18 protein-coding genes are annotated in these 20,490 nt (G+C 66.8%); 12 read left to right on the forward strand and 6 right to left on the reverse strand.

What is annotated here, in order from left to right; genetic code table 11:
• The first annotated feature begins 47 nt into the window (after positions 1-47).
• The 12 genes from M8009_RS15780 (at position 48) to iadA (ending at position 14,567) form a co-directional block, all read left to right on the forward strand.
• Positions 48-1,952, forward strand: a complete 1,905-nt coding sequence (locus tag M8009_RS15780) for a type IV pili methyl-accepting chemotaxis transducer N-terminal domain-containing protein (RefSeq protein WP_250062935.1) — start codon at positions 48-50, stop codon at positions 1,950-1,952.
• A gap of 5 nt (positions 1,953-1,957) precedes the next feature.
• The gene (gene narL, locus M8009_RS15785) at positions 1,958-2,623 is read left to right on the forward strand and encodes a two-component system response regulator NarL (RefSeq protein ID WP_250062936.1); all 666 of its coding nucleotides are present in this window, start codon (positions 1,958-1,960) and stop codon (positions 2,621-2,623) included.
• 268 nt (positions 2,624-2,891) lie between these two features.
• Positions 2,892-4,484 carry an MFS transporter gene (locus M8009_RS15790; RefSeq protein WP_250062938.1) on the forward strand — a complete coding sequence of 531 codons (1,593 nt, stop codon included), beginning with the start codon at positions 2,892-2,894 and terminating at the stop codon, positions 4,482-4,484.
• A gap of 63 nt (positions 4,485-4,547) precedes the next feature.
• Positions 4,548-5,024, forward strand: coding sequence for a universal stress protein (locus M8009_RS15795; RefSeq protein ID WP_250062940.1), 477 nt, complete (start codon positions 4,548-4,550; stop codon positions 5,022-5,024).
• A gap of 6 nt (positions 5,025-5,030) precedes the next feature.
• Positions 5,031-6,533, forward strand: a complete 1,503-nt coding sequence (locus M8009_RS15800; RefSeq protein WP_250062942.1) for an MFS transporter — start codon at positions 5,031-5,033, stop codon at positions 6,531-6,533.
• 237 nt (positions 6,534-6,770) lie between these two features.
• On the forward strand, positions 6,771-8,123 hold the full coding sequence (locus M8009_RS15805; RefSeq protein ID WP_250062944.1) for an MFS transporter: 1,353 nt from the start codon (positions 6,771-6,773) through the stop codon (positions 8,121-8,123).
• A 179-nt stretch (positions 8,124-8,302) separates the two neighbouring features.
• A complete protein-coding gene (locus M8009_RS15810; protein WP_250062946.1) occupies positions 8,303-8,743 on the forward strand; it encodes a DUF4870 family protein in 441 nt (146 codons plus the stop codon).
• Entirely contained in the window at positions 8,740-9,309 is a 570-nt protein-coding gene (locus tag M8009_RS15815; protein ID WP_250062948.1) for a cytochrome c oxidase subunit 3 family protein, read from the forward strand. The genes M8009_RS15810 and M8009_RS15815 overlap by 4 nt, the downstream gene beginning before the upstream one ends.
• 66 nt (positions 9,310-9,375) lie before the next feature.
• Positions 9,376-9,669: a hypothetical protein gene (locus tag M8009_RS15820; protein WP_250062949.1), complete on the forward strand. Its 294-nt coding sequence runs from the start codon at positions 9,376-9,378 to the stop codon at positions 9,667-9,669.
• Positions 9,670-9,916: 247 nt separating this feature from the next.
• Positions 9,917-10,762: a cyanophycinase gene (locus tag M8009_RS15825; protein ID WP_250062951.1), complete on the forward strand. Its 846-nt coding sequence runs from the start codon at positions 9,917-9,919 to the stop codon at positions 10,760-10,762.
• Positions 10,759-13,395 carry a cyanophycin synthetase gene (cphA, locus tag M8009_RS15830; protein WP_250062953.1) on the forward strand — a complete coding sequence of 879 codons (2,637 nt, stop codon included), beginning with the start codon at positions 10,759-10,761 and terminating at the stop codon, positions 13,393-13,395. Before M8009_RS15825 ends, cphA begins: the two co-directional genes overlap by 4 nt.
• On the forward strand, positions 13,392-14,567 hold the full coding sequence (iadA, locus tag M8009_RS15835; RefSeq protein ID WP_250062955.1) for a beta-aspartyl-peptidase: 1,176 nt from the start codon (positions 13,392-13,394) through the stop codon (positions 14,565-14,567). The genes cphA and iadA overlap by 4 nt, the downstream gene beginning before the upstream one ends.
• 12 nt (positions 14,568-14,579) lie before the next feature.
• Here the strand turns inward: iadA and M8009_RS15840 are convergent, their stop codons facing one another.
• From M8009_RS15840 to M8009_RS15865, 6 genes are all read right to left on the reverse strand, one after another.
• Positions 14,580-14,801 (reverse strand): hypothetical protein, encoded by a 222-nt coding sequence (locus tag M8009_RS15840; protein WP_250062957.1) that lies wholly within the window; start codon positions 14,799-14,801, stop codon positions 14,580-14,582.
• 38 nt (positions 14,802-14,839) lie between these two features.
• The gene (locus tag M8009_RS15845) at positions 14,840-16,786 is read right to left on the reverse strand and encodes a nitric oxide reductase activation protein NorD (protein WP_250062959.1); all 1,947 of its coding nucleotides are present in this window, start codon (positions 16,784-16,786) and stop codon (positions 14,840-14,842) included.
• 9 nt (positions 16,787-16,795) lie between these two features.
• The gene (locus tag M8009_RS15850; protein WP_250062961.1) at positions 16,796-17,608 is read right to left on the reverse strand and encodes a CbbQ/NirQ/NorQ/GpvN family protein; all 813 of its coding nucleotides are present in this window, start codon (positions 17,606-17,608) and stop codon (positions 16,796-16,798) included.
• Between the two features lie 55 nt (positions 17,609-17,663).
• Positions 17,664-19,019, reverse strand: coding sequence for a cbb3-type cytochrome c oxidase subunit I (locus M8009_RS15855; protein ID WP_250062963.1), 1,356 nt, complete (start codon positions 19,017-19,019; stop codon positions 17,664-17,666).
• A gap of 54 nt (positions 19,020-19,073) precedes the next feature.
• On the reverse strand, positions 19,074-19,526 hold the full coding sequence (locus tag M8009_RS15860) for a c-type cytochrome (protein WP_250062964.1): 453 nt from the start codon (positions 19,524-19,526) through the stop codon (positions 19,074-19,076).
• A gap of 188 nt (positions 19,527-19,714) precedes the next feature.
• On the reverse strand, positions 19,715-20,443 hold the full coding sequence (locus M8009_RS15865) for an amino acid ABC transporter ATP-binding protein (protein ID WP_250063088.1): 729 nt from the start codon (positions 20,441-20,443) through the stop codon (positions 19,715-19,717).
• Positions 20,444-20,490 lie beyond the last annotated feature (47 nt).

The following is a 20,490-nucleotide window of genomic DNA, read 5'->3' on the forward strand; positions in this document are numbered from 1 at the left end:
ACCCTGAATCCATACACGTGTGACGCGTGCGGAGGGCCCTCCCGCCGATGAAACTGCTGCAACGCTCCCTGGTGGCCCGCATCGTCGCCTCGCTGCTGGCGATCAGCGCCATGGCGCTGATCAGCATCGTGGTGACCATGGTGGTGGCCAACGGCAGCCGCGGCGATGCTGCCGCCATCAACGTGGCCGGCTCGCTGCGCATGAACACCTACCAGATCGTCGCGGCCCTGCAGCGCTACGAACGCCAGCCCGAGGCGGCGCAGCGCGAGCGGGTCCAGGCACTCGCCGAGCGCTTTCGCGAACGGCTGGCCAACCCCCGGCTGACCGCGGCCCTGCCCGAGGCCGAGGACCATCCCCTACAGGAGCAGTACCGGCTGCTGCAGGCACGCTGGGACGAGGCGCTGGCACCCCAGGTGACCCGCGCCATTGCCGGCGGCGGGCTCGAGGTCGACACGCTGCGCCAGACCCTGGACGGCCTGGTGGGTGACATCGACCAGTTGGTCACCCAGCTGGAGCAGAACAGCGAGGCCAAGATTCGCCTGCTCAGCGTGCTGCAGATCCTCTTCCTGGTGCTGACCGCGGTGGTGGTGGCGATCGCCCTCTACGACATTCGCCACAACCTGGTGGCCCCGCTGCACCAGCTGGTGGTGCTGGCCCGGGAGGCCGGCCGCCGCAACTTCCACTATCGCACCAAGCTCAAGGGCAGCGACGAGCTGGCGCTGCTGGGCCGGACCCTGGATACCATGTCCGGCGAGCTCGCCGCCAGCTACGCCGAGCTGGAGGAGCGCGTCTCACGCAAGAAGCAGGAGCTCGAGCGCAGCAACCGGGTCATGCAGGTGCTCCACGACGGCAGCCGGGCCCTCTATGGCGGCGGCAACGACCTCTGCGCCAGTGCTGCCCCGATGCTGTGCCGCATCGAGGAGCTGCTCGAGATCGGCCCGATCAGGCTCTCGCTGCATGACCCCTTCGACGACCGCGAGGTGCCGATCATGGCCACCCACTCGCGCAGCCGTCCGACCTACTGTCGCGACCATGACTGCCATGCCTGCCTGCTCGACCCGGAGCCGCTGGCGCTCTCCGAGGCCGGCAAGGCGGAGTGCCTGCTGCTGCCGGTGAGCGTCGGCGCGACCCTGCTCGGCACCCTGGAGGTCTGGTACCCCGAGGGCCGCGAGCTCACCGACAGCACCCGCCGGCTGCTCAATGCCCTGACCGACCAGCTGGCCACGGCGGTCTACCTGCAGCGGCGCATCGAGGAGCAGCAGCAGGTGACGCTGATGAACGAGCGCACCATCATCGCCCGCGAGCTCCACGACTCCCTGGCCCAGTCGCTCTCCTACCTCAAGATGCAGGTCGCCAGGCTCGAGCGCATGCAGCAGAAGGACATGCCCCGTGAGGCCCAGACGGCGGTCTTCGGCGAGCTGCGCACCGGGCTCGACAGCGCCTATCGCCAGCTGCGCGAGCTGCTCACCACCTTCCGCCTCAAGCTCGAGGGCCCCGGCCTCTCGAGCGCCCTGCGCCAGACCACTGAGGAGTTTGCCGAGCGCCTCGCCTTCCCGGTGGAGCTGTTCTTCGACGTGCCGCCACACCTGCTCAACCCTAACGAGGAGATCCATGTGCTGCAGGTGGTCCGCGAGGCGCTGGCCAACATCCACAAGCATGCCCGCGCCCACTGGGCGGCGGTCACGGTACGCTTCCAGCAGGCCCGCCTGCATGTCATGGTCGAGGACGACGGCATCGGCCTGCCGGAAGACGGCTCGCCACCCATGCACTACGGGCTGGTGATCATGCGCGACCGTGCCGATACCCTGGGCGGCGAGTTCGCGGTGCGCAACCGCCAGACCGGGGGCACCCTGGTCGAGCTCGCCTTCTCCCCCCAGACCGCGCGACTGATCGCCCAGCAGCCGACCAGCGGGCCCGAGACCACCGCCCTTCAACACGGACACAGGGACTAGCCAGGATGACCCGGACCGATCACGACACCCCTGCCACGATCCTGCTCATCGACGACCATCCGCTGCTGCGCCGCGGCGTGGCGCAGCTGCTCGAGCTGGAAGAGGACCTGGTCCTGTCCGGCGAGGCGGGCGAACCCGAGGTCGGGATCCGGCTCGCCAATGAGTTCGACCCCGACATGATCCTGCTCGACCTCAACATGCCCGGCATGGACGGCATCGCCACCCTGAAGGCGCTTCGCGAGCAGGGCTATGCCGGGCGCATCGTGATGTTCACCGTCTCGGACCACGAGGAGGACGTGGTGGCCGCCCTGCGCAGCGGCGCCGACGGCTACCTGCTCAAGGACATGGACCCCGACGAGATGGTGCGCCAGCTGCGCCAGGCGGCCCTGGGCCGCATGGTGATCAGCGAGAGCCTCACCGCCTTGCTGGCCGAGGCCCTGCGCAGCCAGCGCAACCAGCCGGCGGCGCCGGATATCCACAGCCTGACCCAGCGCGAACGCGAGATACTGCGCGAGCTGGCCGCCGGCCTCTCCAACAAGCTGATCGCTCGCAAGCTCGACATCACCGAGGGCACGGTGAAGGTGCACGTCAAGCACCTGCTCAAGAAGCTCAACCTGCGCTCGCGGGTGGAGGCCGCGGTATGGGCCGTCCAGGAGGGTGTGGACAAGTAGATCCTGTGTGGATACCTCCAAAGACTCCCGGGACGTCCGCCGCCTTTCCCCTCACCCTACCAGCCACGTCAAACTCTTTTAATATCAATGATATGACGCCGGATACCTCCTACCTCCCTGGAGGTATCCGGCGGGTTTTCCGGAATTTTCCCCCCGTTTCGCCGTTTCCCGACGAGGCGTATCTTTCGCGGCAAAGCCCCAGGCCTTGATGTCGGTCAACCGTGACCGCGAGCCGGGGCCCCACGCAAGCGCTCTGAGGGGAAATGCCATGACCAGAAAGAATGCCGACATCGAACACTGGGATGTCGAGAACGAGGAGTTCTGGGAGAAGGAGGGCAAGAAAGTTGCCAGCCGCAACCTGTGGATCTCCATTCCCAGCCTGCTGATGGGCTTCGCCGTCTGGCTGATGTGGGGCATGATCACCACCCAGATGCGCAACCTCGGCTTCCCGTTCACGGTGGACCAGCTGTTCACCCTGACGGCCATTGCCGGCCTCGCCGGCGCCACCCTGCGCATCCCGGCCTCGTTCATGATCCGCATCGCCGGCGGGCGCAACACCATCTTCCTGACCACCGCCCTGCTGATGGTTCCCGCCCTGGGCACCGGCATCGCGCTGATGAACCCGGGCACGCCCTTCTGGATGTTCCAGGCCCTGGCGCTGCTCTCGGGCATCGGCGGCGGCAACTTCGCCAACTCGATGAGCAACATCTCCAGCTTCTTCCCCAAGAAGCAACAGGGCTACGCCCTGGGCATGAATGCGGGCCTCGGCAACTTCGGCGTCACCACCATGCAGATCCTGATCCCGCTGGTGATGACCGTGGGCATCTTCGGCGCCCTGGGCGGCGAGCCGATGGAACTGCAGAAGGCCAGCGGCACCCTGATCGGGCGCATCGAGGCGGGCACCGATACCTGGATCCAGAACGCCGGCTTCATCTGGCTGGTCTTTTTGATCCCGCTGGCCTTCGCCGGCTGGTTCGGCATGAACAATATCCGCGCCATCACGCCCAACCCCGGCTCTCCCGTGCAGGCCTTCGGCAAGATCCTCGGCCTCTATGCGGTGGGCATCGTGACCTCGATCATCGGCGTGGTGGCGCTGGGCTGGCTCAACATGTGGCTCGCCCTGCCGTTGACCATCGTGCTGACCCTGTTCCTGCTGCGCCTGATCCCCGGTGACATCAAGCCGAACATCCAGAAGCAGTTCGCGATCTTCTCCAACAAGCATACCTGGGCGATGACGGTGCTCTATATCGCCACCTTCGGCTCCTTCATCGGGTTTTCCGCGGCGCTTCCGCTCTCCATCAGCGTCATCTTCGGCAACATGATGGAGGTCGGCGCCGACGGAACCTTGACACGCGTCGCCAACCCCGACGCCCCCAGCGCCCTGACCTGGGCCTGGATGGGGCCCTTCGTCGGCGCCCTGATCCGCCCGGTGGGTGGCTGGATCTCCGACAAGGTCGGCGGCGCCATCGTCACCCAGGCAATCTCCGTGGTGATGGTCCTGGCCTCCGCCGCGGTGGGCTACGTGATGATGCTGGCCTACAACGCCACCGATCCCAACCAGTATTTCTGGATGTTCCTGCTGCTGTTCATCGTGCTGTTCGCCGCCAGCGGCATCGGCAACGGCTCCACCTTCCGCAGCATCGGCTTCATCTTCGACCTGCAGCAGAAGGGCCCGGTGCTGGGCTGGACCTCCGCCGTGGCGGCCTACGGCGCCTTCATCGCCCCGCGGGTGATGGGTGAGCAGATCAAGGCCGGCACCCCGGAGATGGCCATGTACGGCTTCGCGGTCTTCTACGCGCTCTGCCTGGTCGTCAACTGGTGGTTCTACCTGCGCAAGAACGCCTACGTGAAGAACCCCTGATCCATCAGACCGGTAGCGCCCGGGAAAGCCCCAGGCGCCCTACCCGAGATATCGAGATCCGCCATGAAAATCATGCTTGCCTACGATGGTTCGCGGAATGCCAGGCTGGCCCTGGAGCAGACCATGCAGATGTTCCATAACAACGCGCCCACCCTGGTGCTGGTCGGGGTCGCCGAGAATCCGCGGGATGCCACGGATGCCAACGAGGATCTTTTTCAAGAGGAGTACCAGGAGCTCAAGGCGCAGCTGCAGGAGGGCGTCGAGATCGCGGTGAAGGGGGGCTTCGACGCGGAGCTCCTGATCGCCGAAGGCGATGCCCGCAAGCTGCTGCTCCAGGCCACGCTCAAGGAGAAGCCCGACCTGCTGGTGATTGCCCGCCACAGCCACCAACCCGACCCCAGCTTTATCGCCAAGTCGCTGAATGCCATCTTCGATGAATTCGACTACATGACCTTCGGCAGCGTCAGTTCCTTCCTGACCCGCCGCGCCGAGTGTCCCCTGTTGATTCTTCCCACCGGCGATTCGGCAGCACAGGAATAAACGACCATGAAAGTCTCCTCCGTCTTCAAGGTGAAGAGTCCCGAGATCCGGGCCCTGCACCTGACCTGGATCGCCTTCTTCATCACCTTCTACGTCTGGTTCAACATGGCGCCACTGGCCTCGAGCATGCTCAAGAGCGTCGACTGGCTGACCCCGGACGACCTCAAGCTGTTCGCCATCTGCAACGTGGCCCTGACCATCCCGGCCCGCATCATCGTCGGCATGGCCCTGGACCGCTTCGGTCCGCGGCGGGTGTTCTCGGTACTGATGGTCACCATGTCGGTCCCGGCCCTGGCCTTCGCCTTCGGCGACACCATGACCCAGCTGCTGGTCTCGCGACTGGTGCTCAGCTCCATCGGCGCCAGCTTCGTGGTCGGTATCCACATGACCGCCCTGTGGTTCAAGCCCAGGGACATCGGCTTCGCCGAGGGCTTCTATGCCGGCTGGGGGAACTTCGGCTCGGCTGCCGCCGCCATGTCGCTGCCGACCATCGCCATCACCATGTACGGGGGTGCCGACGGCTGGCGCTGGGCCATCGCCCAGAGCGCCATCGTGATGGCCGCCTACGGCGTCTACTACTGGTTCGCCATCACCGATGGCCCGGACGCCAAGGCCCACCGCAAGCCGCGCAAGGCCGCCGCCATGGAGGTCAGCAGCTGGGCCGACATGATCAAGCTGATCCTCTGGACCATCCCGCTGGTCGGCGTGCTGGGGATCCTGGTGTGGCGCATCGAGAACATGGGCTATCTCTCCACCACCGGTGCCATCATCGCCTACCTGGCGATCGTGGCGGTGGTCATCTACCAGATCGTGCAGATCCTGCGCGTCAACGTGCCGATCCTCAAGCAGGGGGTCCCCGAGGACGACAAATATCCCTTCAGCAGCGTGGCGGCGCTGAACAGCACCTACTTCGCCAACTTCGGTGCCGAGCTGGCGGTCGTCTCCATGCTGCCGATGTTCTTCGAGGAGACCTGGGGGCTTAACGCGGCCACCGCCGGCCTGATCGCGGCCTCCTTCGCCTTCGTCAATCTGGTGGCGCGCCCCATGGGTGGGCTGGTCTCGGACCGCATGGGCAACCGCCGCTTCGTGATGCTCAGCTACATGTTCGGCATCGGCATCGGCTTCGTGCTGATGGCCATGCTCAACGCCAGCTGGCCGCTGATCGTGGCCATCGCCATCACCATCTTCACCTCCTTCTTCGTGCAGGGGGCGGAAGGCGCCACCTTCGGCATCATCCCGTCGATCAAGCGCCGCATCACCGGCCAGATCTCCGGCATGGCCGGCGCCTACGGCAACGTGGGGGCGGTGGTCTACCTGACCATCTTCACCTTCGTCACGCCGACCCAGTTCTTCTACATCATTGCCACCGGGGCCTTCCTCAGCTGGCTGATCTGCCTCATCTGGCTGAAGGAGCCCGAGGGCGCCTTCGACGAGGAGTATCACGCCTCCTCGGTGGATCGCATGATCGAGGAGCAGGCGGCGCTCAAGGCAGGACAGGCCGCTCGCTGAGGCCCACACCCGACCCGGGCGGCAGGACGGCCGCCCGGATCGCTGCGCCCTAGGGCGTCGCACCAAACGGCGCTGGCGCGCGGCAGGGACCGACACCCGGGAGGGCTACTCCCAAAGGGTCAGGGAGGGGGATATCCGGAGGTAGCAACGGCAGTTCTTGATGCACATCAACCTCGACTTTGCCAAGACTGACAGCCTGTAAGGCGACCATTCATGCAACGCCGTGGGAGGCACGACATGAAACATCTCGAGGGGGTAACCCGGCCCCAGCAGTACCGGGCCCTGGCACTCAGCACGCTGGCGTTTACCACCTGCTTCGCGGTGTGGACGATCTTTTCCATCATCGGTGTGCAGATCCAGCAGGACCTGGGACTCAGCGAGACCCAGTTCGGCATCCTGGTCGCCACGCCGATCCTGACCGGCTCCATCAGCCGCATCTTCCTGGGCATCTGGACCGAGCAGTTCGGCGGCCGCCGCGTCTTCAGCCTGTTGATGCTGATTACCGCGGCCTGCGTCTTCATGCTCTCCTATGTCGAGTCCTACGCCATGTTCCTGGTCGCGGCGCTCGGCGTGGGCCTGGCGGGGGGGTCCTTCATCGTCGGCATCGCCTACACCTCCTACTGGTTCGAGAAGGAGAAGCAGGGCACGGCGCTGGGCATCTTCGGCGCCGGCAACGCCGGGGCGGCGGTGACCAACTTCGCCGCTCCCTTCCTGCTGCTGGCGCTGGGCTGGGAGCAGACCGCGGTGATCTACGCCATCGTGCTGACGGTGATCGCCGTGGGCTTCTGGGTCTTCTCCAAGGAGGATCCGCTGACCCTCTCCCGGCGCGGCCAGGGCGGCAAGGGTACCTCCGCCCGGGAACAGCTTGAGCCGCTCAAGCACCTGCAGGTATGGCGCTTCGCCCTCTACTACTTCTTCGTGTTCGGCGCCTTCGTCGCCCTGGCCTCCTACCTCCCGCGCTACTACGTCGGGGCCTACGATGTCAGCATCGCCGTGGCCGGCTCCCTGGCAGCCCTCTACACCCTGCCGGCCAGCGTCTTTCGCGCCCTCGGCGGGTGGATGTCAGACCGCTATGGCGCCCGGTCGATCATGTACCTGACCTTCATCGCCTCGCTGGTGTGTCTGTTCTTCCTCGCCTATCCCGAGACCAGTTACGTCATTCAGGGCAAGGAGGGCGAGATCGCCTTCTCCATGACCCTGCCACTGTGGGCCGTGGTGATCCTCACCGTGCTGCTGGGCTTCTTCATGTCGCTGGGCAAGGCCGCCGTCTACAAGCATATCCCGGTCTACTATCCGGAGAACGTCGGCTCGGTGGGCGGCCTGGTCGGCATGATCGGCGGCCTGGGCGGCTTCTTCCTGCCGATCCTGTTCGGCGTCGTGCTCGATATCACCGGCATCTGGACCAGTTCCTACATGGTGCTGTTCGTGCTGGTGGCGGTATCCCTGGCCTGGATGCACGGGGCCATCCGCCGCATGGAGCGCCAGCGCCTTCCCGAACTCGGCGAGGAGCGCTATCGCTACCTGCCGGAAATCCAGGGGCCTGCGGAGCAGTTTGCCGAGCGCAGAGGGTCACAGCAGACCGAGCAGTGAGATCACGGACCCGCGGACGGAATGCCACCTGCGGGTGGCATTCCCGTTTTCGACAGCGTGTCTTGATCCAGGCCAGGAAAATCCGCCGCGCCTCGCGCTATAGTAGCATCTGAAATACATCAATAGGCCGGACCCCCGATGCGGGCTCCCGGCCGACTGCCGGACGCGAGGTGTCCCCCATGTCCCACACCCTGGCCCATGAAGGTTCCATCACCCCCGACAAGGCCGCCCCCGGCCGCGGCGCGGCCATCGTCGTCTATATGCTCTTCCTGGGCAGCGTGCTCGCCGTGGTCACTGCGCCCATCGGCGTGCTGATCGCCCACGTCAAGCGCCACCGTGCCGAGCCCTGGGTGCAGAGCCACCTGCAATTCCAGATCCGCACATTCTGGCTGGGCGTGCTGGGTGGCGCGGTCTTCATCGCCACCTGGCAGCTGCTGGGGCGGGTCGGCATCCCGCCCATGGCGCCCTGGGCCCTGGGCTATATCTACTTCACCGCCTGCCTGATCTGGATGGTGGGCCGCTGCGCCGTGGGCATCGCCCGACTGACCTCCAATCGCCCGCTGGACAACCCGCGCAGCCTGGCCTTCGGCGGCGCCAGGGTGACACTGGCGGACGGATGAACGAGCGGACACTTCCCAACCCCGGGTGGGGACCGCTCTCGGCGCTGCCCGGCAACCCGCTGATGTGGGTCCTGATCTTGAGCGAGATGCTGGTCTTCAGCGCCTTCTTCGCTCTCTACGCCGCGGAACGGGTGGCGGCGACGGCACTCTTCGACGCCTCCCAGCGCGAGCTCGACCCGCTGATGGGCGGGCTCAACACCCTGGTGCTGCTGACCAGCGGGCTCTGCGTGGCCCTGGCCGTGGAGGCCGTGAGCGCCGGGCGTATCCGCCGGACCCGACAGTGGCTGGGCGCCTCCATGGGGCTCGGGGTACTGTTCGGTGTCATCAAGGGGACCGAGTATGCCGGCAAGTTCGCCGCCGGCATCACCCCGGAGACCAACGCCTTCTTCGGCTTCTACTACGGGCTCACCGCCTTCCACTTCGCCCATGTGCTGTTCGGCCTGGCGCTGCTGGCGCTGGTGACCTGGCGCACCTCCACCGAGAACGTGGAGACCGCCGCGGCCTTCTGGCACATGGTCGACCTGATCTGGATCCTGCTCTACCCGCTGCTCTATTTACTGCGCTGAAGGCTCTACTATTGCGCTGAGCTGATGGCTCCCTATTTGCGCTGAAGGCTCCCTCCTGAGGTGACCATGACCACGCTACCCGGTACCCGCCGCCTGCTGACCACCTGGGCCATGCTGATGGGCCTGACGCTGGTGTCGATGGTCTCGGCGCTGCTCGACGCCGACGACTGGCGGGCACTCCCGCTCTGGTCGGCGGGCCTGGTGGTCGCCGCCACCGGCTTCAAGGCCCAGCGGCTGCTGATGGTCTACCTCAACCTGCGCGCCGCCACCCCCGCCTGGAAGGGCACCTTCGTGGGCCTGGTTATCCTCACCCTGGTGCTGATCGGCGCCGGCTACCTGGTGGCACGGCTGACCGGCTGATGCCGACGCCAGCCGCAAGGCTCCTGTCATGGACCGAAAGCGTGAGCCCACTGGCGCCTGCTGGCGAGTCACGGTCTCGAGGTGTCTCTTGCCGTGACTCGCGAACCAGCGAGAACGTGCCCTGCGCCGTGATGCCTGTTATAAGTGAAAGTGCAGGCGGCAAGCATCCTGCCATCCGGCAAGTGACTCACGCGAACGTGGCTGCTGCGTTGGCTCGGCAGCGTCGCTGGGCGACGAAGGAGATATGATGTACCCACTCTACTCAGCGTCCGGCAACCTCGTGGCCATTGGTGGTGCCGAGGACAGGAAATCCGATCTCGATATCCTGAAACAGGTGTTTGCCCTGGCCCCCGAGGGCCATGACGAGGTCGCCGTCATCGCCACCGCGAGCGGCATTCCCGACGAGGTGCTGCCCGACTACGAAGCGGCCTTCTCTCGCCTGGGCGCCAGTCGTGTCCATCTGCTGGGGATCCGGGACCGCAAGCAGGCGGCCGAGGATGACACCGTTCGCCTGATCGAGCAGAGCGGCGTCATCTTCTTCACCGGCGGTGATCAGCTGCGCCTGACCAATATCCTGGGGGGGTCCCCGGTTCTGGCGGCCATCCGTGAACGCCTCGATAACGGCGCAGTGGTGGCCGGGACCAGTGCCGGCGCAGCGGCCATGCCGGGCACCATGATCTACAACGGCGCCGCGGCCGATGCCCTGCGCAAGGGCGCCGTCAACATGACCTTCGGCCTGGGGCTGGTCGATGGCCTCATCATCGACAGCCACTTCCTCGAGCGCGGGCGCTTCACACGCCTGATGGAGGTCGGGGCAAGCAACCCGGAGCACCTGGGGGTGGGCCTTGGCGAGGATGCCGGCGTGATCATCCACCCCCACGGCATCCTCGAGGCCATCGGCCCGGGCCATGTCATCCTCATCGACAGCCGGGACCTGGCGAGTTCGAACATCGCCGACCTCTCCATGGGCGCTCCGGTGGCCGTCGAGCACATGATCCTCCATGCGATGGTCAGCGGCCACGGGTTCGACGTAGAGGCGCGGCGCTATCTCGTCCCCCACGAACTCGCTGCCATTCTCGCGGAGCGTCGATGAACATTCTCGAGCACCGGGCCCTGCGCGGCCCCAACTACTACAGCCGCTACCCGGCGATCTTCATGCGTCTGGACATCGGCGAACTCGAGGAGAAGCCCAGCGATACCGTCCCCGGAATCGTCGAGCGGCTTACCGCCCTGCTGCCGACCCTGCAGGAGCACCGATGCTCGGTGGGCCGGCCCGGCGGCTTCCTGGAGCGGCTGGAACGTGGCACCTGGGCCGGCCATGTCGTCGAACATGTGGCGATCGAGCTGCAGAACCTGATCGGCTTCTCGGTGGGCTACGGCAAGTCCATCGACAGCTACGAGCCCGGCATCTACAACGTGGTCTACCGCTACCGAGACGAGGCCTGTGGCCTGGCCGCCGGCGTCGAGGCCGTCAACCTCGTCGAGCGACTCTTCGCCGGCGAGGCGATCGACATGCCAGCGATCATCGACCGCCTCAGGCAGGTGCGCGACGCCCACATGCTGGGGCCCTCCACGGCAGCGATCGTCAACGCCGCCAATCAGCGGGGCATTCCCCATACCCGCTTGAGCGAGGAGAACAGCTACATCCAGTTCGGTCATGGCCATCGGCAGCAGCGTATCCAGGCGACGGTGACCGGCCGCACGGACCTGATCGGCTTCGGCATCGCCGACGACAAGGAGTGGACCAAGCAGGTGCTCGGCGATGCCGGTATTCCGGTCCCCCGGGGGCGGGTGTGCGACTCCTTCGATGAGGCGCTCGACGCCGTCCACGACATCGGCTATCCCGTCGCGGTCAAGCCGGTCATCGGCAACCATGGCCGCGGCGTAAGCACCAACATCGAGGACGACCACTCGCTGTGCGATGCCTTCGAGATCGCCGCCCATCGCAATCCCTCGGTGATCGTCGAGCAGTACATCCGCGGCGAGGACCATCGCCTGCTGGTCATCGACGGCAAGCTGGTGGCCGCGGCTCGGCGTCGCCCGGCGCATGTGGTCGGCGATGGCGTCGCCACCCTGCAGGCCCTGGTCGACGCGGAGAACCGCGACCCGCGCCGCGGCATCGGTCACGAGAACCTGCTGACCCAGATCCAGTTGGACGAGCAGTCGCTGCGGCTGATCGACCAGCAGAACCTGACCCTGCAGAGCGTGATCTCGGCCGGCGAGATGGTCTTCCTCAAGCCCACGGCGAACCTGAGTACCGGGGGCACGGCCACGGACGTGACCGACGATGTCCATCCGGAAGTGCGCTACGTGGCGGAGCGCATCGCGCGGCTGGTGGGGCTCGACATCATCGGCATCGACCTGCTGGCCGAGACCCTGACCCGCCCCCTGGAGGAGCAGTCCGCCGCCGTGGTCGAGGTCAATGCCGGGCCAGGCTTTCGCATGCACCTCTCACCCACACACGGGGAGGGCCGCGATGTCGGTCGCCCGGTGATCGACATGCTGTTCCCCGACGGAGAGTCCACGGGGCGCATCCCCATCGCGGCGATCACCGGCACCAATGGCAAGACCACCACGGTGCGCCTGCTCTCGCACCTGCTGCGCCAGGCGGGACGCAATGTCGGCATGGCCTGCACCGGGACCATCGAGGTCGACAACCATGTGATCCTGCGCGGCGACTACAGCGGCCCCCAGGCGGCCGCGATCGTGCTGCGCGAGCCCACGGTCGAGTGCGCCGTGCTCGAGGTAGCCCGCGGCGGCATCATGCGCCGCGGCCTGGGGTTCGACGAGTGCGACGTGGGCGTATTGCTCAACATCGCCAGCGACCACCTTGGCGAGCACGACATCCATACCCTCGACGAGCTGGCGCGCTGCAAGACGGTGGTGATCGATGCCGTGCGCCAGGGCGGGACGGCCGTGCTCAACGCCGATGATCCCAGGGTGCTGGCCGGCCAGGAGTGGGCCCGTGGCGATATCATCTTCTTCACGCTGGACCCCGACTCGCGCCCCGTCCGTCGGCATGTCCGCGACCAGGGGGTCGCCTTTACCGTCCACAATGAACGCATCGTGATGCGCCAGGGCCATGTCGAGGCCGAGGTGATCCCGGTGGTGGACGTGCCGATCACCTTCGAGGGCCATGCCCGCTTCAATGTCGCCAATGCCCTGGCCGCCAGCGCGGCCGCCTACGCCCTGGGCCTTTCCATCGCCGATATCCAGCGGGGCCTGCAGACCTTCCACCCCACCCCCGGGCAGAACCCCGGCCGCACCAACCTCATCGACGCCAACGGCATGAAGGTGCTGATCGACTACGGGCACAATGTCCCCGCCCTCGAGGCCCTGAGCGAACTGGTCGGCTGCATTCCGGCCCGGCGACGCATCAGCGTGGCCAGCGCCCCGGGCAATCGCCGCGACGAGGACCTGTTCACGCTGGGCATTCTGCTCGCCCGGATGCACGACGTCGTCTTCATCTACGAGACCGATGCCCGCGGACGCGCCCCCGGTGACGCCGCTCGCCTGTTGCGCGACGGTGCCGAATCGGTACCGGGTGCCTGCCGAGTGGAGATCATCCTGGAAGAGTCTCAGGCAGTCGATCGGGCCTTCGATGAGGCAGGTGAAGGCGACCTGCTGGTGCTGCTGATCGACGATGTCGAGGGCGCCATCGAGCGACTGAAAGGCCGCCGTTTCTCGCCGCCGGCGGCGAATGCCCCCACGGATGCGTCGCCATGATGCCCCCCGAGGATCGTGACGCCCCCTTGCTGACCCTGCTGCGCGTCGGACGCCTCTTCGCGCCGGAGCCGCTCGAGGCCACCGACCTACTGATCGCCGACGGGCGGATCGCGGCGCTCGGTCGCGATCTCGTGATCCCAGAAGGATGGCCCGTCAGGCTCATAGAGGCCCCGGAGCTTACCGCTGTGCCCGCCTTTATCGACCAGCATGTGCATGTCACCGGCGGCGGTGGCGAGGGTGGCTGCGGCACCCGCTGCCCGGAGATCACCGCCCAGGAGATCGCCGCCATGGGCATCGGCACCGTGGTGGGGGTGCTGGGTACCGACGGCATCAGCCGCTCGCCCGCGGACCTGCTGGCCAAGGTCCGTGGGCTCAGGGCCGAGGGCATCGCGGCCTACATGTACACGGGGTCGTATCGCGTGCCACCACCGACCCTCACCGGCGACGTGCAGCGCGACCTGGCCTGGATCCCCGAGGTCATCGGCCTGGGCGAGCTGGCGATCTCGGACCACCGCTCCAGCCAGCCCCGCCAGGATGAGATCGCGCGGCTGGTCAGCGAGGTGCGCGTCGGTGCCATGCTGGCCGGCAAGCGCGGCATCTGCCACTTCCATGTCGGCGACGGCAAGCGCGGCCTGGAGCCGCTACGCCGGCTGCTCGCGGAGACCGAGATTCCCGCCGAGCAGGTGATCCCCACCCACGTGAACCGCCACCGCGCGCTGCTCGAGGAGGCCGCCGACTATGCGCTGGCTTTCAATGCCAGCGTGGATGTGACCGCCTTCGATGACGCCGACGAGGAGGATCTGAGCGGCTTCGGTGCGGTGTCGTTCCTGCTGAAGCGCGGCGTGCCGGTCGAGCGCATCACCATGAGTTCCGACTGCAACGGCAGTCTGCCCGAGTTCGATACCCAGGGTAACTACATCGGCATGCGGGTGGCGCGCAATACCACCCTGATGGCGGACTGGCAGCGCCTGGTGCGCGAGGAGGTGCTGCCACTCGACCAGGCCCTGGGGCTGATCTCGGGCCATGTGGCCCGGGTGCTGGGGCTGCATGAGCGCAAGGGCCGCCTGGCCACAGGTTTCGATGCCGACGTGACCCTGCTCGACAGCGACCTCCAGCCGCAACAGACCTTCGTGTCCGGGAAGCGAGTCTATGCCAGGGACGGCTCGCCGTAGCGCCGCGGGCGCTCAGTCCCGAGTGCCCTCATGACTCGGCGGCGGCGTCGCCCGCGCCCAGCTCTCCAGGGCACGGCCCAGGCGCATCAGGCCGTAGACGACGAAGGGCACCACGAGCATCAGGCCGATGCCCCAGTCGCGGTTGTTGATCAGCCATACCAGCGGCAGCACCAGCGCCACGGCGATCAGGCACCAGGCCGCGACGGCGAGGATCAGTCGGCTTCGAAGGGTCATGGCGCGTTTCCTCGGCGGTGGTTCGACGGACAACAGGTTCAACTGGCGATGATCTGGCGGTAGATGCCGGGCAGCGCCAGCGACAGGTGCTCGGGGCGCTGGACGATGGCGTAGCCGCCACGGCCGAACAGGTGGGGGATATACTGCCCCGCCTCGCGATCGATGGTCACCCCGAACACCCGCACCTCCTGGCGCCGCGCCTCGAGCACCGCCTTGCGGGTGTCCTCGATGCCGTAGCGCCCCTCGTAGTAGTCGTTGTCGTTGGGCTTGCCGTCGGTGAGCAGCAGCAGCAGCCGGTGGCGGTTGGGACGCTCGCTCAGCTGCTTGGTGAGGTGGCGAATGGCCGGGCCCATGCGGGTATAGCTGCCCGGCCTGAGCGCCGCGATGCGCCGCGAGACTCGGTCGCCCATGGGTTCGTCGAACGTCTTGAGGGTATTGACCCACACCTTGTGGCGGCGCTGGGAGGTGAAGCTGTGGATCGAATAGTCGTCGCCGCAGCCGGCCAGGCCATGGCCCAGCACCAGCAGCGCCTCCTTGGCCACGTCCAGCACGCGACGATCCTGCAGCCACGCCTCGGTGGAGAGCGAGACATCCACCAGGATCGATACTGCCAGGTCGCGGGCCTGGGTGCGGCTGGCCATGTAGAGCCGGTCGCTGGCCTCGCCGGTGGCGGCAAGGTCGCAGCGCGAGCGGATCACCGCATCCATGTCGAGCTCGCTGCCATCCAGCTGGCCACGCAGGATCTCGCGCCGCGGGCGCAGCGCCTCGAACTCGCGGCGCACCCGGCGGACGCGCCGGCGGGTCGCCTCGTCGGGCGCCCAGTCCTCGCCCTCCTCGCTCTGCACATCGCTCACCACCAGGCAGTGGTCGGGCAGGTAGGCCTGCTTGCGGTGGTTCCACTCGGGGTAGGGATGGCGCCCCTTGAGACGACCGCCGCCGGCCTCGTCGGGCGCCAGGTCGAGGTCCAGCTTAAGCCTGGAGGCGGCCTTCTTGCGGTTGGAGCTGAGCACGATCTCGTCCATCTGGTCGGCCGCCTGACGCGCATCCTCCTCCTCGTCGTCGTCCACATGGCGGTTGAGGTTCACCATCTCCGCCCAGGAGAGCATCTTCTCCATGTTGTTGAGCATCAACGGGTCGTCGCGGTCGGCCTGGTCCTGCTCGCGACGGTCGGCCTGGCGCTTGCCATGGTCATCATCGGGCGAGGCGCCGGCGCTGACCAGCTCCTCGTCGTCGTCCACGCTCTCCTCGCGGGCGCCATCGCGGGTGCCCAGGATGACCGCCTGTCCCCACAGCGGCACCGGCAGCGGTGGGCGATAGCCCCGCGGGGCACGAAACTCCTCCAGCGGGAAGTCGGACTCGCGAATGGCGCGCTGCATGGCCGCGGCCCAGGCCTCCTCGGGATCGGGGGCACCCAGCTCGGCGCATAGCGCCGCCTCCAGGGCCGTTTCCATGGGCGGCAGTCGCTTGCGCCCCGGGCGAATGACGAGCAGCTCGCCGCATAGCCGCACGTAGCGCTCGGTCAGCCCCGGAAAGCGTGCCAGGGCGGCGCGGGCGGTGCGCCGCGCCTCGCGCAGCCGCGCCAGGTCGGCCTGCAGCGGGTCGGCGGGCAGGGTCAGCGACCGCGCCTCGGCCAGGTAGGCGGTCAGCCACAGGTAGAGGTCGCGGTTGAGGGAGGCCTCGGGGAACAGCGCCAGGCGCGGCGGCAGCAGCAGGTTCTCCTCGTCGCGACGGGCCTGGTCGAGGGCCTCCTCGTCGAGGCCCAGGCGCTGGCGCAGGCTCAGCCGGTGGGCCGAGGCGCGCCGGGCGATGGCGGCCACCTCGATGCCCGGCTCGCCACCGCCGGCGCGGAAGAAGACGCCGAGCATGGGCCGCAGGCTCTCGAGGCTGACCGCCGCCTCGGGGTGGTCGGGATAGCTCGCCGCCCCGGAGGCCCAGCGGTGCCAGTAGCGGCCGAAGGTCTCCTCTACCTCAAGAAAGTCCAGCATGATCAGCCCTCAACCGAAAGTGGCCTGGATGGCTTCCATGAGGCCCTCCTGGACGTCGGCATCGTCGGATAGCGGCTCCACCAAGGTGGCGCGCGCCGCCTCGCGAATCGGCATGCCGGCCTGGATCAGGGTGGCGCAGTAGACCAGCAATCGGGTGGAGACGCCTTCCTCGAGGTCCTGGCCCTTCATGGCACGCAAGCTGGCCGCCAGGTTGACGAGCGCGCTGCAGCGCTCGGGCTCGAGGCCGCTCTCGCGGGCCACGATATCGCGCTCTACCTTCGGCGGCGGGAAATCGAAGGACATCGCCACGAAGCGCTGGCGGGTGCTCGGCTTCAGGGACTTGAGGATGTGCTGGTAGCCGGGGTTGTAGGAGACCACCAGCATGAAGTCGTCCGGCGCCTCGAGCAGCTCACCGGTGCGCTCCAGCGGCAGCAGGCGGCGGTCGTCGGTGAGCGGGTGCAGCACCACGGTGACGTCCTTGCGCGCCTCGACCACCTCGTCGAGGTAGCAGATGCCGCCCTCGCGCACGGCACGGGTCAGCGGACCGTCGACCCAGCGGGTCTCGCCGCCCTGCAACAGGTAGCGACCGGTGAGGTCGGCGGCGGTGAGGTCGTCGTGGCAGGAAACGGTAAACAGTGGCTTGCCGAGCCGGGCCGCCATATGGCTGACGAAGCGGGTCTTGCCACAGCCGGTGGGCCCCTTGAGCAGCAGCGGCAGACGCTGCTCGAAGGCATGTTCGAACATGGCGCACTCGTTGCCCACGCTCTCGTAGTAGGGAATCTCCTGGTCAGCGGGCTGTGCCGCCGCGGTGGAGAGGGACATGGTGAGTCTCCCGTCAGGGTCAATCGAAGAGGGCCCCGTGCGGGGCCCTCGGGGGTCAGGCGCGCTCGGGGCCTGCGGTCAACTGGGTGCCGCCTGCGGGGACCTGCTCGCGGGCCGGGCCGAAGAAGGCGTAGAGCAGCAGGCAGCTACCGATGGCCACGGCGATACCGGCGCCCAGGCGCATGCCGTAGAACAGCAACAGCTGATCCTGCACCTCCATGTAGTTCATGCCCAGCACGCGCTGCAGGTGGGTCTGGACGACGCCGGCGAAGGTCAACGTGAAGGTCATGAAGCACATGGCCCCGGTCACGATCCAGAAGCCCCACATGTTCATCACCTGGTTGTAGGGCTGGATGCGACGCAGATGCGGCATGGCGAAGGTGATGATGCCGAGCATCAACATCACATAGGCCCCGTAGAAGGCCAGGTGGCCATGGGCGGCGGTGACCTGGGTGCCGTGGCTGTAGTAGTTGACCCAGTGCAGGGTGTGCATGAAGCCCCACACGCCGGCGCCGAAGAAGGCCACGGTCGGGCAACCCAAGGCCCACAGCATGGCGGCCTTGTTGGGGTGGTTGCGGCTGCCCTTCCAGAACATGGTGAAGGCGAACACCACCATGGCGAAGAAGGGAATCACCTCCAGGGTGGAGAAGATGCTGCCGATGGGCTGCCAGTAGCTCGGCGCACCGATCCAGTAGTAGTGGTGGCCGGTACCCAGCAGGCCCGAGAACAACGATAGGCCGACGATGATATAGAGCCACTTCTCGATCACCTCACGGTCGACACCCGTCATCTTGATCAGCAGGTAGCCCAGCAGCGCCGCCATGATCAGCTCCCATACGCCCTCGACCCAGAGGTGCACCACCCACCACCAGTAGAGCTTGTCCACGGCGAGGTTGGTGGGGTTGTAGAAGGCGAACAGCCAGAACACCGCGGCCAGCCAGAGGCCCAGCATCAGCACCAGGTTGATGGCGGTCCGGCGGCCCTTGAGCAGGGTCATGCTGGTGTTGAACAGGAACATCAGGAAGGAGATGGTGATCAGCACCTTGACCCAGAACGGCTGCTCCAGGAACTCACGCCCCTCGTGGATCCCGAACTGGTAGCCGACCAGCGCCGCGGCGCCGGCGAAGGCGAAGATCGCCAGCTGGATATAGGCGATGGTGGGGCTGTGTGTCTCACGTTCGGCCTCTTCCGGCATCAGGTAGTAGGTGGCGCCCATGAAGCCGATCAGCAGCCACACGATCAGCAGGTTGGTGTGGCTGACGCGCATGATGTTGAAAGGCATGATCTCGGCCATGAAGTTCGGCCAGACATAGACAGAGGCGGCCAGCAGCCCGAAGACGATCTGCAGCGCGAAGAGCGCCATGGCCACCATGAAGAATGGCAAGGCCACCTTCTGGGTTTCGTATTTCATCGGTGTCGTTCTCCTTGATTGATCCGCGATCCGGCGATCCGGCGGTCCGGCGGGTCAGCCGGCGGGGTGCGGCGGCCAGTCCTGGTCGTCGATACCGTCGGTCCACTCCAGGAAGTCGATCAGCGCCTGCATTTCCTCCTCGCTGAAGTCGTAGGCCGGCATCTGGCGGCGTCCCTCGCCCCCCAGCGGCTGGGCGCGGATCCAGGCAGCGAGACCCGCCCGGGCCGCTTCCGGATTCTGGTGTCCTCCGTAGCGCTCCCAGACATTGCCCAGCTCCGGCGCGAAGTAGGCGCCCTCGCCCATGATGCTGTGGCAGTTGATGCACATGTTCTTTTCCCACACTTCCTTGCCGTGCTTGACGGACTCGGTGAGCCCCTCGCTGTCGGTGGACGTGTTGACCATGTACCAGTGGCTGTGAGCCGTCAGCGCGGCAAACAGCAGAAAGAAGAACAGCGACCCGCCGTAGAAGATGTTGCGGGCCGCCGACTTGGTGAGACCGTCGGCCATGGACCATACCCCCTTGCTCGTGTGGCAGTGCCGCCGCCCCTCACGGCATGCAGCCCTGCGTCCCTTTTAAGATGTATCGAAGATACATGTTAAGCGTAGCAGCAGAGCATGGGGTGAGGCTTTGACGCCGGTCAATTTCCGGGAAAGGAAGGCGGGCGACGGCCGGCTGGCTGTCGCCCGGCAGGGGCTCAGTGGCCGAGGATCTGGCTGAGGAACAGCTGGGTGCGCTCGGACTTGGGGTGGTTGAAGAAGGTCTCGGGGGGCGCCTGCTCGATGATCTGCCCCTGATCCATGAAGATGACCCGGTCGGCCACGGTCTTGGCGAACCCCATCTCGTGGGTCACGCAGAGCATGGTCATGCCCTCGCGGGCCAGCTCGACCATGACGTCGAGCACCTCCTTGATCATCTCCGGGTCCAGCGCCGAGGTCGGCTCGTCGAAGAGCATCACCTCCGGCTGCATGCACAGTGCCCGGGCAATGGCCACCCGCTGCTGCTGGCCGCCGGAGAGCTGACCCGGGTACTTGAGGGCCTGGTCAGCGATCTGCACCCGCTCGAGGATCTCCATCGCCGTGCGCTCGGCCTCGGCGCGTGGCTTCTTCTGCACCCAGGTCTGGGAGATGCAGCAGTTGTCCAGCACGCTCAGGTGGGGAAAGAGGTTGAAGTGCTGGAACACCATGCCGACGTTGCGGCGGATCTGCTCGATGCGCTTCACATCCCGGGTCATGGTCAGGCCATTGACCACGATCCGCCCCTCCTGATGTTCCTCGAGGTGGTTGATGCAGCGGATCAGCGTCGACTTTCCCGAGCCCGAGGGGCCACAGATGACGATGCGCTCGCCCTGGGCGACCGTCAGGTCGATGTCGCGCAGCACGTGGAAGTCGCCATACCACTTGTTGAGCCCGGTGATCTCGATCATGGGCGAGTCGGCCCGGGCGGCAGTTGCCTGGTTCATGAGAGGGTCCC

Origin of the sequence: Halomonas gemina, assembly GCF_023554995.1 — a bacterium.
In the GTDB taxonomy this organism is placed as follows: domain Bacteria; phylum Pseudomonadota; class Gammaproteobacteria; order Pseudomonadales; family Halomonadaceae; genus Halomonas; species Halomonas gemina.

What these genes read in the sequence shown, in the direction of transcription:
- M8009_RS15780 (WP_250062935.1), top strand. Translation starts at nt 48, where the DNA reads ATGAAACTGCTGCAACGCTCCCTGGTGGCCCGCATCGTCGCCTCGCTG.
- narL (WP_250062936.1), top strand. Translation starts at nt 1,958, where the DNA reads ATGACCCGGACCGATCACGACACCCCTGCCACGATCCTGCTCATCGAC.
- M8009_RS15790 (WP_250062938.1), top strand. Translation starts at nt 2,892, where the DNA reads ATGACCAGAAAGAATGCCGACATCGAACACTGGGATGTCGAGAACGAG.
- M8009_RS15795 (WP_250062940.1), top strand. Translation starts at nt 4,548, where the DNA reads ATGAAAATCATGCTTGCCTACGATGGTTCGCGGAATGCCAGGCTGGCC.
- M8009_RS15800 (WP_250062942.1), top strand. Translation starts at nt 5,031, where the DNA reads ATGAAAGTCTCCTCCGTCTTCAAGGTGAAGAGTCCCGAGATCCGGGCC.
- M8009_RS15805 (WP_250062944.1), top strand. Translation starts at nt 6,771, where the DNA reads ATGAAACATCTCGAGGGGGTAACCCGGCCCCAGCAGTACCGGGCCCTG.
- M8009_RS15810 (WP_250062946.1), top strand. Translation starts at nt 8,303, where the DNA reads ATGTCCCACACCCTGGCCCATGAAGGTTCCATCACCCCCGACAAGGCC.
- M8009_RS15815 (WP_250062948.1), top strand. Translation starts at nt 8,740, where the DNA reads ATGAACGAGCGGACACTTCCCAACCCCGGGTGGGGACCGCTCTCGGCG.
- M8009_RS15820 (WP_250062949.1), top strand. Translation starts at nt 9,376, where the DNA reads ATGACCACGCTACCCGGTACCCGCCGCCTGCTGACCACCTGGGCCATG.
- M8009_RS15825 (WP_250062951.1), top strand. Translation starts at nt 9,917, where the DNA reads ATGTACCCACTCTACTCAGCGTCCGGCAACCTCGTGGCCATTGGTGGT.
- cphA (WP_250062953.1), top strand. Translation starts at nt 10,759, where the DNA reads ATGAACATTCTCGAGCACCGGGCCCTGCGCGGCCCCAACTACTACAGC.
- iadA (WP_250062955.1), top strand. Translation starts at nt 13,392, where the DNA reads ATGATGCCCCCCGAGGATCGTGACGCCCCCTTGCTGACCCTGCTGCGC.
- M8009_RS15840 (WP_250062957.1), bottom strand. Translation starts at nt 14,801, where the DNA reads ATGACCCTTCGAAGCCGACTGATCCTCGCCGTCGCGGCCTGGTGCCTG.
- M8009_RS15845 (WP_250062959.1), bottom strand. Translation starts at nt 16,786, where the DNA reads ATGCTGGACTTTCTTGAGGTAGAGGAGACCTTCGGCCGCTACTGGCAC.
- M8009_RS15850 (WP_250062961.1), bottom strand. Translation starts at nt 17,608, where the DNA reads ATGTCCCTCTCCACCGCGGCGGCACAGCCCGCTGACCAGGAGATTCCC.
- M8009_RS15855 (WP_250062963.1), bottom strand. Translation starts at nt 19,019, where the DNA reads ATGAAATACGAAACCCAGAAGGTGGCCTTGCCATTCTTCATGGTGGCC.
- M8009_RS15860 (WP_250062964.1), bottom strand. Translation starts at nt 19,526, where the DNA reads ATGGCCGACGGTCTCACCAAGTCGGCGGCCCGCAACATCTTCTACGGC.
- M8009_RS15865 (WP_250063088.1), bottom strand. Translation starts at nt 20,443, where the DNA reads ATGATCGAGATCACCGGGCTCAACAAGTGGTATGGCGACTTCCACGTG.